The sequence below is a fragment of the Chloracidobacterium sp. N genome (assembly GCF_018304765.1).
Taxonomy (GTDB): Bacteria; Acidobacteriota; Blastocatellia; order Chloracidobacteriales; family Chloracidobacteriaceae; genus Chloracidobacterium; species Chloracidobacterium aggregatum.
Window position 1 is genome coordinate 355,820 of record NZ_CP072642.1, and the last position, 16,175, is coordinate 371,994.

Sequence of the window (16,175 nt, forward strand, 5' to 3'; positions counted from 1 at the left end):
AGGGCTTATTCCAGCAGCCCCAGGAGTTGGCGCTGGAGGGTGATGAGTTCACGGATGCCCTGCATGGCCAGATCGAGGAGCGCATTCATGTTCTCCCGCGAGAAGGGACGCTGCTCGGCCGTTCCCTGCACCTCGACAAGGCGGCCATCGCCTGTCCCGACGACATTCATATCCACTTCAGCCCTGGAGTCTTCACGGTAATCGAGGTCCAGCAGGGGCGTGCCGTTGACCGTTCCGACACTGACGGCGGCCAGATAGTCCGTCACCGGCATGTCTTTCAGGACGCCATCCGCCTGAAGCTTGCGGGCCGCCATGACGAGCGCCACAAACGCGCCGGTGATCGCCGCCGTGCGTGTGCCGCCATCGGCCTGAATGACATCACAATCGAGGTAAATCGTCCGCTCGCCCAGCTTGGCAAAGTCCACGACGGCGCGCAGGCTGCGCCCAATCAGGCGTTGAATCTCATGTGTCCGCCCGGAGGGATTCCCACGGGTGACTTCCCGTGGGGTGCGCTGGTCGGTTGCACGCGGCAGCATGGCGTATTCGGCCGTCACCCAGCCGGTGCCCTTGCCCTTGAGAAACGGCGGCACTTTTTCTTCGACACTGGCCAGGCAGATGACCCGCGTATCACCAAATTCGACCTGTACCGACCCTTCCGCGTATTTGTTGACATGTGGCGTCAACTGTACCGTTCGCAGGGCATTGGGGGCGCGCCCACCACTTCGCATGGCTGGTGTCTTCCGGTTGTTCTGGATGTTGTCCGCGTTGTTTCACAACTCCGGCAACGTGACAAGCCCCTTGTACAAGCGAGGGCAGGTTCGGGAGCGGGAAAGGCGCTTCAGCCGGCGACGGCGCGTTCCACGGCCGCAATGACGCGCTCCCATGTGGCGTCAGTCATTTCCGGCCAGATCGGCAGACTCAGGACTTCAGCCGCAGCCATCTCACTCACCGGCTGGGCCGGAAACCGGCCGGCATAGACCGGAAGCTGGTGAATGGGCGTCGGGTAGTACACCATGGTTCCGATGCCCTGCGCCTGGAGCGCCTGCCGGATGGCGTCCCGCCGCTCCCGTGGGAGGCGTACGGTGTACTGGTGAAAGACATGCCCCGGAGTAACGGCCGGCGGCGTCACCCCAGGCAGTGAGGCGAGCCGGGCCGTATATCGTTCGGCCAGGCGTCGCCGGGCGGCATTCCAGCCGGTCACATGGGGCAGTTTCACCCGCAGGATGGCCGCCTGAAGGCCATCGAGCCGCGAGTTGTAGCCGAGCATTTCGTTCTGGTAAGGCACGAGGGAGCCATGCGAGCGCAGCTTGCGGGCGCGTTCGGCAAGGCGGGCGTCGTTGGTGACGATGAGCCCGCCATCGCCATACGCGCCCAGATTTTTCGACGGGTAGAACGAAAACGCGCCCACCGTGCCCAGCGTCCCGACATAGCGCCCGTGCAGCCGTGTCCGGGTGGTCGGCTGACAGCCCTGGCCGTCACAGCCGGCACATGGCGGCAGGTACTGCGCCCCAAACGCCTGGGCGGCATCCTCAATCACGGCCAGTCCATAACGTTCGGCCAGTTCCAGCACCGCGCCCATAGCTGCCGGACGCCCAAAAAGATGCACGGGCAGCAGAGCCCGGGTGCGGCTGGTGATCCGGGATGCCACGGCGTGTGGATCAAGGTTGAAGCTTTCGGCTTCGATGTCGGCAAAAACCGGCGTGGCCCCGACCAGACTGATGGCCTCGGCCGTGGCAAAGAAGGAAAACGGCGTGGTGATGACCTCGTCGCCCGGACCGATGTCGAGCGCTCGCAGGGCGATGACAAGCGCATCTGTGCCGGAGTTGACGCCCACGGCATGCGCCACGCCCAGATGGTTGGTCACTTCATCCTCGAAGGCGGCCACTTCCTCGCCCAGAACAAACTGGCGCGACCGGCACACCCGCTCAAAGGCGGCCTGAAGTGCCGGACGCAGCGCCTGGTACTGGGGTTCGAGGTCGAGAATCGGCACGAAGCCGTCGGGCATGGGCGTCGTTTCAGAACACGTCTTCGGCAAGCGGTTTGGCCAGCTCGGCCCGGGCGGCGACTTCGTTGAACTCCAGTCCAAAAGCGGCGCAGGCCGACTGCACCTCGCGGAGGGTAATGTCCGGCCGACCATACCACTCCCGCGCCCGTCCGACGACATGCGCTGCCTTGCGCGCCACTTCCTGTTCCGGCGTGAGCGTGCCGCTGCGCTTGAGACGTGACTTGATGGGCGGTGATACGAGATGCAGTTCCGGCGCACTGTGCTCGTCCGTGGCTGGTTCGGGCGTACTGTGGCTGCTCTCGGCCGGATCGCTGGGGTGGTCGTTGCGGTCGGCGGATTTGAGGATTTCAGCCAGTCGCCGCGACAGCCGCGAGGTGTCCAGTTGCGTGCCGGGGGCGTGCACGGGCGTATGACCGGGCGTGTGGTCAGAGGCTTCCGAAGTGACTTTGCTGTTCCCGTTCGTGGGTGATTCAGGTCCAGACAGCGGCGCTTCGCCGTGGCGGGTACCCGGTGGGTTCGAGGCGAGTGTTTCCCGCGCCCGGGCGGCCGCTTCGACCTGCTCGAACAGTTTTGCCAGCCGGGACTTTTCGGAAACCTGGGAAGGCGTCTCACGGTAGGCCACCGGGACAGCAGCCTGACCGTTCAGTGGTGCATTCGGGGTAAAGCGGTTCAATGGCTCGGCTGCCGGTGGCGACAGCGCCGCTTCCGACGGGCCGGATGACCTGGCGTGGAGACCCTCATAGACCGGCAACAGGGCTGCTGCCAGCAGTTCATAGCGATCATCGAGGTTGCGCGTGTCGAGAATGTCACGAATGGCGTCCAGCGCCTGACGAAAAACCGTCTGGGTTTCGGACGACATCGTGGCCGCCAGTGCCATGCCTTCGAGCTGGAGGCGGCCGTACCAGGACAGAAGCGCCTCATGGTCAGACACCGGCGGCAGGCGGAGACAGCGCAGCAGCGCCACGGCCCGGGTGTCGAGGGGCGCTGTCGGTTCAGAGGCAGTGTCACTGATGATGGAGCGTGTAAATGACGTGGATTTGCCCGCAGGAAGCTCCGGGGGAAGCGCCCGGTGACGATCCGCGCCGGTGCGTGCGCCAAGACGGAAAGCCAGCAGCGCACCACCCACGGCCACGACCTGTCCTGCCAGCCCCAGCACTACGAAAAACAGCAGTTGCACTTCGTGGTTCATTGTGCTGCTCACCTGGAAAATAGGGTCGGACGCAACGTGGAGACCAGCTTGTATGTATGGCCGTGCTGTTGCACGCTTTCTCTTTCACCGTACATTGCCGGATGCGGCAAGCCAAGTTTCGTTTTGTTAGGTCTCATACGTTTCATCATGGCGGCGTCCCACGTGGCAGACGGGCTGGATGCCTGCCCGTGCATACCTTGTCGTTCCGGTCATCGTCATCTACCGTCGCGGGGACACGCCTTTCCCGGCGCATTCACTTCATGTTCCCAAGGAGACCTCCTGAACTGTGGCGGCTCAAATTCTGGATGGGGCTTTGGTGGCCTCAAAACTCAATGCTGAAACGGCGGCGCGGTGTGCTGACCTGACGGCGCGGGGCATCCGGCCGGGGCTGGCCGCCGTGCTGGTGGGCGACAACCCGGCGTCGCGTACCTATGTGAACAGCAAGGTCAAAACCTGTACGCGGCTTGGGCTGTATTCGGAAGTCGTGACGTTGCCGGCGGAGACGACGACGGCCGAACTGCTGGCGCTGGTTGCCACGCTCAACGCCCGGACGGACATTCACGGCATCCTCGTCCAGATGCCGTTGCCGGCGCAGATTGATGCGCCGGCCGTCATCCGGGCGATTGACCCGGAAAAAGACGTGGACGGTTTTCATCCGGTCAACGTCGGGCGTCTGGCACTCAAACAGGAAGGCTTCGTGCCCTGTACGCCGGCCGGCGTCGTGGCCCTGCTGGACCATTACGACCTGCCACTGCGCGGGCAGCGCGCCGTGGTGCTGGGGCGAAGCACGATTGTCGGACTGCCGCTTTCGCTGCTGCTGCTCCACCGGGACGCCACCGTGACGCTATGCCACTCACGGACAACCGACCTGGCGGCCATGGCCCGGTCGGCAGACATTCTCATCGCGGCCATCGGGCGGACAGCCTTCGTCACGGAAACCTTCATCCGTCCCGGCGCGGTGGTCATTGACGTGGGCATCAACCAGGTGACGACCCGGGCGGACATCCAATCCTGTTTTGGCGATGATCCGGCGCGCCTGGCCGACCTCGAAAAGAAAGGCTACACGCTGATTGGGGATGTACATCCACGCCAGGCGGCAGAGCTGGCTGGTTACGTGACGCCGGTGCCGGGCGGCGTCGGTCCGCTGACCATTGCCATGCTGATGCGCAACACCGTCCTGGCTGCCGAACGCGCTTGCCGCCGGTAGGGAATGGTTCATAATCGCCCGTGGTTCTTCCCCCACAAAGTATCAGAGCCATGTTTTCGCTTGCCTGTGGCGCATTGTCATGAAGGAGCCTTTGGACGCGCGTTTCTACATTGCGCCAATGCTGGAAAGCGACTTGCCGGCCGTGGTCGAACTGGAGCGCCTGGCGCGCCTGAGCCGGTGGGGATATGACGGCTACCGCACCGAACTGCGCCACAACCCGTTGGCCGTCATGCTCGTCGTGCGGGGACAGTCGCCGTTCCTGCGCCGTGCCATCTATGGGTTTCTGGCCGGACGGGTGCAGCTTTCGGCCCGGCATGACGGCCGCGAGCTGCACATTGCCAACATCGCCGTCTATCCCGAAGTCCAGCGGCAGGGGTTGGGGCGGCGGCTTCTGAAAGAGGCGCTCTACACGGGCCGCCTGTATGGCGCGACGACGGCCTTTCTCGAAGTGCGCCAGTCAAACCATGGCGCCCAGGCCCTGTATGCGTCGCTGGGGTTCGTCACCACGGCGCACAAGCGCAACTTCTATACGGACCCGCCCGAAGATGGCCTGCTGATGGAACTGACGCTGTGAGTTGCAGGGCCGGAACGGGCGCTGACTTGGCCGGACGGCGGGGAAGCTTTTACGATGGGCGCACAATTGCCGCGCCCTAAACGGCCTGACACCTCCCGGAAAGCGAGTCACCATGAACTATCGTGAAATACCGGAAGCCCTGACCTTCGATGACGTTCTGCTCGTGCCGGCCAAAAGTGACGTTCTTCCGGCCGAGACCGACACCACCACCCGTTTTTCCCGGCGCATTCAGGTCAATATCCCCATCGTCAGCGCGGCCATGGATACGGTCACGGAAGCGGCCATGGCAATTGCCCTGGCCCAGCAGGGCGGGCTGGGGGTGATTCACAAAAACATGTCCATCGAGGCGCAGCGCAGCGAGGTGGACAAGGTCAAACGCTCCGAAAGCGGCATGATCGTCGATCCGGTCACGATGACGCCCGACCGTCCCATTTCAGAAGCCCTGGCCATCATGGCGAAGTTTCACATTTCGGGCGTTCCGGTGGTACGGCCGGAGGATGGGCGGCTCGTCGGCATTCTCACCAACCGCGACCTGCGCTTTGAGACACGGCTGGAGCTGCCCATTGGCGAGGTGATGACCAAGGACAACCTCATTACCGTGCCGGTCGGGACAACCCTCCAGGAAGCGCGTGGCATTTTGCAGAAACACCGGGTCGAAAAGCTGCTCGTTGTGGATGAGGAGTTTCGTCTCAGGGGGCTGATTACGGTCAAGGACATCCAGAAGGCGATTCGCTACCCGAACGCGACGAAAGATGACCTGGGGCGGCTGCGGACGGCAGCGGCCATTGGCGCAACGGGCGACTATCTGGAGCGGGCGGCCGAACTCGTGGCGGTGCGGGTGGATGCCCTGGTCATTGACACGGCGCACGGCCATTCGACCCGTGTGCTGGAAGCCGTCCGCCAGATCAAGCGGCGGTTTCCCGAGGTTGACCTTGTGGCTGGAAACGTGGCCACCGGGGAAGCCACCCGCGAACTCGTCGCGGCCGGGGTGGATGGCGTCAAGGTGGGGATCGGCCCCGGCTCAATCTGCACCACGCGCATAGTTGCCGGGATTGGCGTTCCACAGGTGACGGCCATTCTCGACTGCGCCGCGGCCGCCCGCGAAGCCGACCTGCCGGTGATTGGCGACGGCGGCATCAAGTTTTCCGGCGACATCACCAAGGCGCTGGCCGCCGGCGCAGATGCCGTCATGATCGGCTCGCTCTTTGCCGGAACGGACGAAAGCCCCGGCGAGCTGATTCTTTACCAGGGGCGCAGTTTCAAGGCGTACCGGGGCATGGGGTCGCTGGCGGCCATGAAGGAAGGCAGCCGCGACCGCTATGCCCAGGACATGGAAACCGTCGAATCGAAACTCGTCCCGGAAGGCATCGAAGGGAAAGTGCCCTACAAGGGGGCACTGTCTGCCCTGGTGACACAGTTGGTCGGTGGCGTACGCGCCGGCATGGGGTATGTCGGCTGCCGGACCATTGCCGAACTCAAAACCAATGCCCGGTTCGTCAAGATTACGGCGGCGGGCCTGCGCGAAAGCCACGTTCACGATGTCATCATCACCAAGGAAGCGCCCAACTACCGGCTTGAAAGCCTGCCGTAGGACAGCCTTGGCCATAGCGCCCGGCTGTCCTGGCTGTCCTGTCCTACAGCAGCGTGCTGGTGGCAAAGAAAAAGGCCACTTCGGTCGTGGCGTTTTCGGGTGAGTCCGAACCATGGACGGCATTTTCGCCGACATCCGTTCCGAAGTCGCCCCGGATGGTGCCCTTGGGGGCGTCTTTCGAGTTGGTTGGCCCCATGAGGTCGCGCCAGGCGCGGACGGCGTCTTCTTTCTCCAGGGCCATGACGACCACGGGCCCCGAACACATGAAGTCAACCAGTTCCCCGAAAAACGGCCGCTCGCGGTGAACGGCGTAAAAGCCTTCGGCCTGGGGCCGGGTCAGGTGCATCAGCCGCATCCCGCGCAGACGAAAACCGGCATCGGTGATGCGCTGGATGATGTGACCGGTGTTGCTGGCGCGCACGGCGTCGGGTTTGATGATGGCAAGCGTCGTTTCAAGCGACATGGTTTTGGTGTACTCCATCCGACAACATGAAATGTGCCGCAGGTTAGCGATGTCGGGCGGCAGACGGCAACCGGAACGAGCTGAACCCGGGCCCCTAAGCCGTATGTCCGATGACGGCGGCGACTTTGGCCCCGATGTCGGCCGGGCTTTCGACCACGTGCATGCCGGCGGCGCGCATGGCTTCCATTTTTTCGGCCGCGGTCCCCTTGCCGCCGGCAATGATCGCGCCAGCATGGCCCATGCGGCGGCCGGGCGGGGCCGTGCGGCCGGCAACAAACCCGATGACCGGCTTGGTCATTTCCTGCCGGACGAAGGCGGCCGCCGTTTCTTCGTCCGTGCCGCCAATTTCGCCAATCATGACGACGGCATCGGTGTCCGGGTCGGCCTGGAACAGGCGCAGGACATCCACGAAGCGCAGGCCAATGATGGGGTCGCCACCGATGCCGACACAGGTGGACTGTCCCAGTCCAAGCTGGGTGAGCTGGTGAACGGCCTCGTAGGTCAGCGTCCCACTGCGCGAGACAACGCCAATCCGGCCGGGGCGGTGGATGTGCGCCGGCATGATGCCCACCTTGCACTCACCCGGCGTGATGACGCCCGGACAGTTGGGGCCAATCAGCCGTGTGCCGCGCTTTTTGACGAAGTCGAACGCCCGCATCATGTCCACCGTCGGGATGCCTTCGGTAATGCAGACGACGAGGGCAATGCCAGCTTCGGCGGCTTCCATGATGGCATCCGCGCCAAAGGCCGGCGGCACATAAATGACACTGACGTTGGCTCCGGTGGCGGCAACGGCCTGGGCCACGGTGTCAAACACCGGGGTGTCTTCGTGAATCGTGCCGCCCTTGTTGGGCGTCACCCCGGCAACGACGTTCGTGCCGTAATCCTTCATCTGGCGGGTGTGAAAGGTGCCTTCACGCCCGGTAATGCCCTGTACCACAAGACGGGTCTCTTTATTGACCAGAACACTCATAAGCAATATGGCGGGCCGCTGCCGCGTGAACCTGCCATTCACGCACAGGGCGGAAAAGGGACTCAGAACCTGAGTCGGATGTATTTGAACGGCGACTGGCGCACGTCATAAACGGTTTTGGTGAGTTCGGCGGTAAATTCAGCAAGTTCGCGCCGCAGGCGCCCATCGTGGAGAAACCGGCCGGCGCTGCCTTCCTGCTGTTCGAGTTGTTTCTGGATACGGGTGACGTGGGCGCGCGTCGTCTGGAGCCGCTGACGGAAGGCGTCTTCCCGGGCGAGGCGTCCCAGCGTGCCCTGTTCGGCCGTCTGTTGCAGGGTGGTCAGGCGGGTCGCCAGACGGTCGTACCGGCTCTGAAGGGCCGTGACCCGCTCGCGCCAGGTTGGATCGGCAAAGAACTGACCGGCTGTGCCACGGCCGCCCTCGATGTCGGCCCGCAGCCGGTTGGCCGCGGTCTGAAGCGCCGTCACCCGTGGTTGCAATCGCCGGCGCGCGACGGAACCAAACCCGCGGCCGGTCTGAAGCGCCTGCTGAAGTCCGGTCAACTCGGTCTGAAACTGGGCCATCTGGTCGGCGAGTTCACGCCGTTTGAGGACGGCCCCCAGAGTTCCCTCGCCGCGTTCGAGACGTTGCTGAACGGCGAGGAGCCGTTCACGCATGGCCTCGAAGTTGGCGTTGACCTGGGCGCTGCGCAGCGCAATGGTCCGGGAGTCACCTTCAATCTGTCCGGCAATGAAATCCCCTTCGACCACGAGCGGCGCGGCGGCACTACCGGGGATGATGTCCACGATCCGGTCGGCCAGGGTTCCGTCGCGTTTAAGGACGGCAATGGCGTCCCGGTGAATGAGTTGCGTCGCATTCAGCCCCGTCAGACGCCGGTCAATGCCAAGTGTGACCTGCACCTGTGGCGTATCCCACCGCACGACCTTCTGCACACTGGTGAACTCGATACGCTGCACGGCCCCCACCTTGACCCCGGCCAGCCGGACTTCAGCCCCCGGCCGCAGACCGTCCACGTCGTGGAACGTCACGTAGAGCAGAAAGCGATGGCGGTCCTGGTAGGACTGCCAGGCTGCGGCCGCCGCCACGATGGAGAGCGCCCCAACCACCAGCCAGAACGTGCGCCGTTTGGCTGGCTCATGGCGTTCGGCGCTGCGGGTCGGAGCGATTTCTTCGGTTGGTGGGGGAGAAGCCATGACGGCAGGCACCAGGTGAGGTCAACCAAGCGCCCAGAGCATAGTGCGCCGAACAGCGCAGAGGCAATCCCCGTCCAATGACAAAACTTTTCTGGAACATCTTTCACCGGAAACAGTATAGCTTGCGTGCCAATACCCTGAAGCTGTCCTGCCCGAGACGCCCCCCCTTGCGCTGGCTACGCCAACACCCTGCCAGTTCTCACCCGACACACAATCATGCAACGTCGCTTTTCCTGCTTTCGCCTGTGTTCGTTCCTGGCGTTGACCTTCACCTGGACTACTTTTGGTGCCGCCCAGGAAATGTCACCTCCTCTGCTGGCGCGCACGCCAACCGCCAACCGGACACACATTGTGTTTTCCTTTGCCGGTGATCTGTGGCGCGTACCACGCACCGGCGGCGAGGCTGTCCGCCTGACGAACCACCCCGGCATCGAGTCAGACCCGATTTTTTCGCCTGATGGCAGTCTCATTGCCTTCACGGGGCAGTATGACGGCAACACGGATGTCTATGTCATGCCGGCAACCGGTGGCATTCCGCAGCGCCTGACCTATCACCCGGACACCGACCGGGCCGTGGGGTGGACGCCCGACGGCCAGCGGGTGCTCTTTGCCAGCCCGCGCCTGAGTGAATCCGGGCGGACCCAACGCCTGTTTACCGTGGACAAAAACGGCGGCCCGGCTGAACCGCTCCCCCTGCCGATGGCCACCCACGGCAGCTTCTCACCGGACGGTTCCCGGCTGGTGTATGAACCCGTACCCCGCGCCTTTGCCGCCTGGAAACGCTATCGCGGCGGACGGGCGTCGTATCTCTGGGTAGCCAATCTGGCCGATTCGAGCGTTACGAAAATCCCGCGTACCGACACCAATGACTTCAACCCGATGTGGATTGGAAAGACAATTTACTTTCTTTCCGACCGCAACGGCCCGGTGACACTCTTTGCTTATGACCCGGCTTCCGGCAAGGTGACGCCGGTGCTCAAAAACGACGGACTCGACATCAAATCCGCCTCGGTGGCGGTGGGCGGTGAAGAAGCCATTGTCTATGAACAGTTTGGCGGCCTGCACCTCCTGGATGTGAAAAGCGGCCGGCACACGCCGGTCAACATCACGCTCGCAGGCGACATCAGCACGGTACGTCCGCGCTTCGAGAAAGTCGGCTCACAGATTACGAACGCGGCTGTCTCACCAAACGGCCTGCGGGTGGCCTTTGAAGCCCGGGGCGACATTCTGACCGTCCCGGCCGAAAAGGGTTCGATCCGCAACCTCACGGCGACGCCCGGCGTGGCCGAGCGCGACCCGGCCTGGTCGCCCGATGGCAAGTGGGTGGCGTACTTTTCCGACGCCTCCGGTGAGTATGAGCTGCACCTGCGCGAACAAACCGGCCTTGGCGAACTCAAGGTCATCAAGCTGGAGCCGTCGTTTTACTATGCGCCCACCTGGTCGCCGGATAGCAGGAAGATCGCCTTCACCGACAAGCGGCTGAACTTCTGGCTTGTGGACCTTGAAAACGGCGTCCCGGTGAAGTTCGACACCGCGCGCCGCACCGGCGGGGCCGGGTTCCGTCTGCGCGGCGGTCTGTCCTGGTCGCCCGACAGTCGCTGGATTGCCTACACCAAGCCGATGCCCTCGGCCTACAGCGCGGCTTTCGTCTATAGCCTCGAAAGCAAGCAGGTGACGCAACTCACGGATGCCGCCAGCGATGTCACCAATGCGGTCTTTGACCGCAACGGCAAGTATCTCTACCTGCTGTCGAGCACCAACATCGGCCCGGCGATCAACGGTTTCGACATGTCGAGCTACGCCCACCGGAACGACACCGTGCGGTCGGTGCACGCCGTCGTACTGCGCAAAACCGATCCTTCTCCCGTGGCCCCGGAAAGTGACGACGAAAAAACCGCCGAAGACCGCAAGCCCGGTGACGGCAACCCGTCCGAAGCCACATCCGCACCCGCTGGTGGCCCGCCCGGCGTGTGGGCATCGGGACGCCCAGGGGAAAAAGCGAAAGAGCCGCCCAGGGTCACGATTGATTTCGAGGGACTCAGCCAGCGCATCGTGGCGCTGCCCATCCCGGCCCGCGCCTTCGTCGGTTTTGATGCCGGCAAACCCAACATCCTGTACCTGTATGAGTCCGCCATGGGCATGCCGGAGATGACGGGCCTCATTGTCCACAGGTTCGATGTCGAAAAGCGCAAGCTGGAAAAGCTGCTGGAAGGCGTCACCAGTTTTCAGCCGACGGCCAACGGCGAGAAGTGCCTGTACCGGCAGAGTCAGCGGCCGGGTCCGGGGCAGGCGCCAAACCAGGCACAAAGCTGGTTCATTGCCTCGCTGACGGCGCCCATCAAACCCGGCGAGGGCCGGCTGCGCACTGACGATATGGAAGTACGGGTCGAGCCGCGCCAGGAGTGGGAGCAGATGTACCGCGAGGTGTGGCGGCTGGAACGCGATTTCTTCTACGACCCAAACCACCACGGACTGAACCTGCCGGCCACGGCGCGGAAATACGAGCCGTATCTCAAAGGCGTGATGCACCGCGCCGATCTGAACTACCTGTTTGACGAAATGCTCGGCGAGCTGAGCGTCGGACACCTCTACGTCCGGGGTGGCGACATCCCGGAAGTCAGGCGCGTGCCCGGCGGTCTGCTGGGTGCTGACTATGTGGTTGAAAACGGCCGCTACCGCATTGCCCGGATTTACGAAGGCGAAAACTGGAATCCGCAGCTTCGCGCACCGTTGACCCAACCCGGCGTCAACGTCAACGTCGGGGACTACCTGCTGGCGGTCAACGGCGTTGACGTTGTGGCCACGGAAGACATCTGCCGCTACTTCGAGGGCACCGCCGACAAACAGGTGGTGCTCAAGGTCGGCCCCAACCCGGACGGAAGCCAGTCCCGCACGGTGACGGTCGTCCCGGTGGCCAGCGAAGCGAGCCTGCGCAATCTCGCCTGGATTGAAGCCAACCGGCGGCGTGTTGCCGAACTGAGCAACGGCCGGCTGGCATACCTCTGGCTGCCAGACACCGCCGCTGGCGGCTACACGAACTTCAACCGCTACTTTTTTTCGCAACTCGACAAACAGGGCGCCGTCGTGGACGAACGCTTCAACGGCGGCGGACAGGCTGCCGACTACATCATTGACTACCTGCGCAAACCGCTGCTGAGCTACTGGGCCGTCCGGGATGGCGAAGACTTCCGTACGCCGTTCGGAACGCTGCCCGGCCCGAAGGTCATGATCATCAACGAGTATGCCGGCTCCGGGGGCGACCTGATGCCGTGGATGTTCCGGCAACTGGGCATTGGCCCGCTGGTTGGCAAGCGCACCTGGGGCGGCCTCGTCGGGATTGGCGGCTACCCGGCGCTGATGGACGGCGGCACCGTGACCGCACCGCACTTTGCCTTTTATTCGCCGGAAGGGAAGTGGGAAATCGAAAACCGGGGGGTTGCGCCTGACATCGAAGTGGAGCTTGACCCACAGGCGTGGCGTGCCGGACGCGATACGCAACTCGAACGGGCCGTAGCCGTCGCGCTGGAGGCGCTGACCAAAAATCCGCCGCCAGCCAGGCCAAAGCGGCCGGACTATCCGAACTATCACCGCAAAAAGTAACTCACCCAAGCCGTTGGTAACGGGTGCAAAGGCGGACAGCACCTTTGGCGGCGAAGCCACCTCCGCCGCCAAAGTGTTTTCCGGCTGGATGTGAGACCGGCTAGCTGGCCGGCGGCGTGGCCCCCGGCTGCCGGAGACGCACGAGCCGCCAGCCGCCATACACGAGTAGAAGGACACCAACGCCAGCGCGAAACGTCAGACCGGTCGGGGACGCCAGCCCCCATTCGAGCAGATACCACGTTCCGACAAGCACGAAAAAGACCGGCACCAGCCACTCCAGCGGGGAACGACGTGGTTTCTTTTCAGGCATCAACGGCGTAGTCTCTTTCCACAGACGGGTTTGGGGCTAAAACCATGCCATGGTCTGACCAGCCGGCCAAAAGCCGGCACCGTTAGACGCAGATTTTTTGAGGAAGTGCCGTGGAACTGGCCGGAAGGATTGCCCTGGTGACAGGTGGGGCGCGCCGTTTGGGGGCGGCCATGGTGCGCGCCCTTGTGGCGCAGGGCGTTCACGTGGCACTCCACTGCCACAGCTCACATCCGACGGCGGAGACGCTTGCGGCCGAACTCCGCGCTGGCGGAGGCACGGTCGAAGTCTTTCCTGCCGATCTGCGTCAGCGGAAGGACGTGGATGCCCTCTTTGAAGGCATCCTGCGCCGTTTCGGGACGCTGCACATTCTGGTCAACAATGCGGCGGTTTTTGAGCGCCGTCCCTGGCCCGAACTCACCGATGCTGACTGGGAACAGACACTGGCCGTCAACCTGACAGCGCCTTTCTGGTGTGCGCGCCGGGCGGCGCGGCTGATGCTGGCGCAGGGACGGGGGAAAATCATCAACCTCGCCTGTGTCGGGGGTGTCCGCCCGTGGGCGGCGTATCTTCATTACAACGTCTCCAAAGCCGGCCTCATCATGCTGACCGAAGGGCTGGCCAAGGTGCTGGCGCCGGTTGTGCAGGTCAATGCCATTGCACCCGGCATCGTCAACCTGACCGGAACGCCGGAAGGGGTGACGCCGGAGGACATCACACAGGCGCTGCTGTACCTGCTCAGCGCCGATGCCGTGACCGGTGAGACCCTGTTCGTGGATGCCGGCTACCGGTTGGGCCTCAAACCGCCCGCAAACCTTCGGCCGGCATAGCCCTGTGAAGGTGAACATGCTATGGTTGCGCAACTTCGCGTAAAAGTTTCGATATTTGCATGTAAGAGAGAGAAAACGATGAAGTTAGTCGCTTTGAGGGCGCTTCTCGCCGTGTTTTTCGCCGGTTGTTTTGCCACGGGCCAGGTTGTTTCTGCGGCGCTGGAAACGCCAGCGCCGGTGCTGACGCCAGCGCTGCTTGAGCAAACCGAGTGGAAAGTCACCGGCCCCTTTGGCGGTACGGTGCGCGCCCTGGCGCAGGACCCGACTGATCCCAAACGGATGTTCATCGGAACGGCCGATGGACAAATCTACACGACGGTGGACGGCGCGCAGACCTGGCGCTGGCTGCCGACCTTCAACCGCCCGCAGTACATCATCGAAAGTATCGTGATTGACCCGACGGCAACCGACACACTGTATGCGGCCGTGTGGGTGCTTGAAAATGACCGCGAGGGCGGGGTGTACAAGTCCACGGACGGCGGGCAGACCTGGCGGGCGGTGTTGAACGGAGAGTCCGTCCGCGCCTTTGCCATGGCTCCGGGCAATGCCAGTGTGCTGGTGGCCGGGACCCTGAATGGCGCGTTTCGTTCGACGGATGGTGGGGAGACCTGGGCGCGGTTGTCACCGGCCGGACACACCGGCATTCGGAACATCGAATCCGTTGCCATTGACCCGCGCAGCGCCGATACGGTTTATGTCGGCACCTGGTATCTGCCGTGGAAGACGACCGATGGCGGCCGGAACTGGACCTTTATCCACGGCGAGACCACAAAGCTCATCGAAGACTCTGACATTTTCAGCATCGCCATTGACACCTTTGACCCCGACCGCGTGTATTGCAGCGCCTGTAGCGGCATCTACCGCAGTCTTGACGGGGGGCGCAACTGGACGAAGTTCAAGGGCATTCCCTCCAGCGCCCGCCGGACGCACATCATTTTTCCGCATCCCACCCGCGAAAAAGAAATCTTCGCCGGTACGACCGAGGGCCTGTGGCACACCTTGGATGGCGGTGAGACGTGGCGGCAGATTCTGCCCACGACGACGACCATCAACGAAATCCGCATTCATCCGTCTGCGCCCCAGCGGGTCATCGTCGGCACGGAAAACCGGGGCGTCCTCATCAGTGAAGACGGGGGGAACACCTTTCAGGCGTACAATCACGGCTTTGTGACGCGCCGCGTGTCGGGGCTGCTGGCCGACAGCATGCAGCGCGGACGGTTGTTTGCGTCCGTGATGTTCAACGGCGCGGAAGGCGGCGTCTATGTCTCCAATGATTTCGGTCAGACCTGGTATCCCTCCTCGCAGGGGCTTGGCGCGCGGGATGTCTATGGCCTGCACGCGCCGGTGGGGGATTCGCGCCGTCTGTATGCCGCAACGAGCGATGGGGTGTTTGTGACGGAAAATGGCGGAAAGCTCTGGCAGCCGGCCAACCCGCCGGCCACCTGGCGCCCGACGCCGGTTGCACCGGGCGGACGGCAACCGGCGAACACGCCAACTGCCCGGCCGTCTGCCAAGGGCCGCCGCGCCGCCGCCCGCCCGTCCGCGTCCCGAACCATTCTGCGGCAACGGTTGAAGGGTCACGTCGTCGAACTGGTGTCAACCACTGACGGCTGGCTCTACGCCGCGGCCTGGGAAGGACTGTTCCGAACGGACAACCCGGCCAGGGGCTGGGAAAAAGTCAGCCTGGGCGCGTACCGTGGACGTGTCTTTTCGGTGGCCGTGTCGCCGCAGTCGTCAGAGGTCATTCTGGCCGGCATCTCGGATGGGATGCTCATGAGCCAGGATGGGGGCGCGACGTGGCAGCGGGCCGACCTGCCAATGAAAGCCTTCAAGGATGCCACCTGCGTGCAGGAAATAGCCTTTCACCCACGCCGCCCGGAAACCATGTTCGTCGGGACGCGGCGGACGGCCTATGTCAGCTTTGATGGCGGCAAGTCCTGGGAGCGGCTGGCACGCGGCATCGGCTTTGGTGACATTGCCGTGATCCGGTTCAACCCGCGCCAGGCGGATGAGGTCCTGATTGGCGATGCCCAGGGCGGGGGGCTGTATCTTTCGGTCAATGGCGGGCAGCTTTTCCACCGCCTCGACCAGCGGGCCGTGTTGCCGGGACATCGGATGTGGGCGGCGGCTTTCGATGTGTTCGCGCCGGGGCGCATCTATGCCGGCTCGGTCACTTCGGGGGTGATGGTTGTGACCCTTCCCGGACTCTCTCCGACCGCCTCAGTGCGTTAGCCCCGCTGGAC

The 16,175-nt window shown here is 63.7% G+C and carries 13 protein-coding genes; 6 read left to right on the forward strand and 7 right to left on the reverse strand.

Going from position 1 to position 16,175, the window contains the following annotated elements:
• Nucleotides 1-5: 5 nt before the first annotated feature.
• The 3 genes from rph to J8C05_RS01485 all read right to left on the reverse strand — a co-directional run bounded on the left by rph (nucleotide 6) and on the right by J8C05_RS01485 (nucleotide 3,194).
• Complete coding sequence (rph, locus tag J8C05_RS01475) at nucleotides 6-728, reverse strand: ribonuclease PH (protein WP_211422467.1); 723 nt, start codon at nucleotides 726-728, stop codon at nucleotides 6-8.
• Between the two features lie 110 nt (nucleotides 729-838).
• Entirely contained in the window at nucleotides 839-2,005 is a 1,167-nt protein-coding gene (locus J8C05_RS01480; RefSeq protein ID WP_211422468.1) for a DegT/DnrJ/EryC1/StrS family aminotransferase, read from the reverse strand.
• 10 nt (nucleotides 2,006-2,015) lie between these two features.
• Entirely contained in the window at nucleotides 2,016-3,194 is a 1,179-nt protein-coding gene (locus J8C05_RS01485; protein WP_211422469.1) for a hypothetical protein, read from the reverse strand.
• A 286-nt stretch (nucleotides 3,195-3,480) separates the two neighbouring features.
• Between J8C05_RS01485 and J8C05_RS01490 the strand changes: the two genes are divergently transcribed.
• From J8C05_RS01490 to guaB, 3 genes are all read left to right on the forward strand, one after another.
• On the forward strand, nucleotides 3,481-4,401 hold the full coding sequence (locus J8C05_RS01490; RefSeq protein WP_211422470.1) for a bifunctional 5,10-methylenetetrahydrofolate dehydrogenase/5,10-methenyltetrahydrofolate cyclohydrolase: 921 nt from the start codon (nucleotides 3,481-3,483) through the stop codon (nucleotides 4,399-4,401).
• A 79-nt stretch (nucleotides 4,402-4,480) separates the two neighbouring features.
• Nucleotides 4,481-4,975 carry a GNAT family N-acetyltransferase gene (locus J8C05_RS01495; RefSeq protein ID WP_211422471.1) on the forward strand — a complete coding sequence of 165 codons (495 nt, stop codon included), beginning with the start codon at nucleotides 4,481-4,483 and terminating at the stop codon, nucleotides 4,973-4,975.
• Nucleotides 4,976-5,087: 112 nt separating this feature from the next.
• Entirely contained in the window at nucleotides 5,088-6,566 is a 1,479-nt protein-coding gene (gene guaB, locus J8C05_RS01500) for an IMP dehydrogenase (protein ID WP_211422472.1), read from the forward strand.
• A gap of 43 nt (nucleotides 6,567-6,609) precedes the next feature.
• On the opposite strand, the gene ndk is transcribed toward guaB, so the two are convergent.
• The 3 genes from ndk to J8C05_RS01515 all read right to left on the reverse strand — a co-directional run bounded on the left by ndk (nucleotide 6,610) and on the right by J8C05_RS01515 (nucleotide 9,195).
• Entirely contained in the window at nucleotides 6,610-7,029 is a 420-nt protein-coding gene (ndk, locus tag J8C05_RS01505) for a nucleoside-diphosphate kinase (RefSeq protein WP_211422473.1), read from the reverse strand.
• 94 nt (nucleotides 7,030-7,123) lie between these two features.
• On the reverse strand, nucleotides 7,124-8,002 hold the full coding sequence (sucD, locus tag J8C05_RS01510) for a succinate--CoA ligase subunit alpha (RefSeq protein ID WP_211422474.1): 879 nt from the start codon (nucleotides 8,000-8,002) through the stop codon (nucleotides 7,124-7,126).
• Nucleotides 8,003-8,064: 62 nt separating this feature from the next.
• A complete protein-coding gene (locus J8C05_RS01515; RefSeq protein WP_211422475.1) occupies nucleotides 8,065-9,195 on the reverse strand; it encodes an MlaD family protein in 1,131 nt (376 codons plus the stop codon).
• A gap of 216 nt (nucleotides 9,196-9,411) precedes the next feature.
• On the opposite strand from J8C05_RS01515, the gene J8C05_RS01520 reads away from it, so the two are divergent.
• A complete protein-coding gene (locus tag J8C05_RS01520) occupies nucleotides 9,412-12,795 on the forward strand; it encodes a S41 family peptidase (RefSeq protein ID WP_211422476.1) in 3,384 nt (1,127 codons plus the stop codon).
• A 100-nt stretch (nucleotides 12,796-12,895) separates the two neighbouring features.
• Here the strand turns inward: J8C05_RS01520 and J8C05_RS01525 are convergent, their stop codons facing one another.
• Nucleotides 12,896-13,105 (reverse strand): hypothetical protein, encoded by a 210-nt coding sequence (locus J8C05_RS01525; RefSeq protein ID WP_014098825.1) that lies wholly within the window; start codon nucleotides 13,103-13,105, stop codon nucleotides 12,896-12,898.
• 110 nt (nucleotides 13,106-13,215) lie between these two features.
• Here J8C05_RS01525 and J8C05_RS01530 point away from each other — a divergent pair, with 110 nt between their 5' ends.
• Together J8C05_RS01530 and J8C05_RS01535 are read left to right on the forward strand one after the other, a co-directional pair.
• Nucleotides 13,216-13,932 carry an SDR family NAD(P)-dependent oxidoreductase gene (locus tag J8C05_RS01530; RefSeq protein ID WP_211422477.1) on the forward strand — a complete coding sequence of 239 codons (717 nt, stop codon included), beginning with the start codon at nucleotides 13,216-13,218 and terminating at the stop codon, nucleotides 13,930-13,932.
• 78 nt (nucleotides 13,933-14,010) lie between these two features.
• Nucleotides 14,011-16,164 (forward strand): WD40/YVTN/BNR-like repeat-containing protein, encoded by a 2,154-nt coding sequence (locus J8C05_RS01535; RefSeq protein WP_211422478.1) that lies wholly within the window; start codon nucleotides 14,011-14,013, stop codon nucleotides 16,162-16,164.
• The last annotated feature ends 11 nt before the right edge of the window (nucleotides 16,165-16,175 follow it).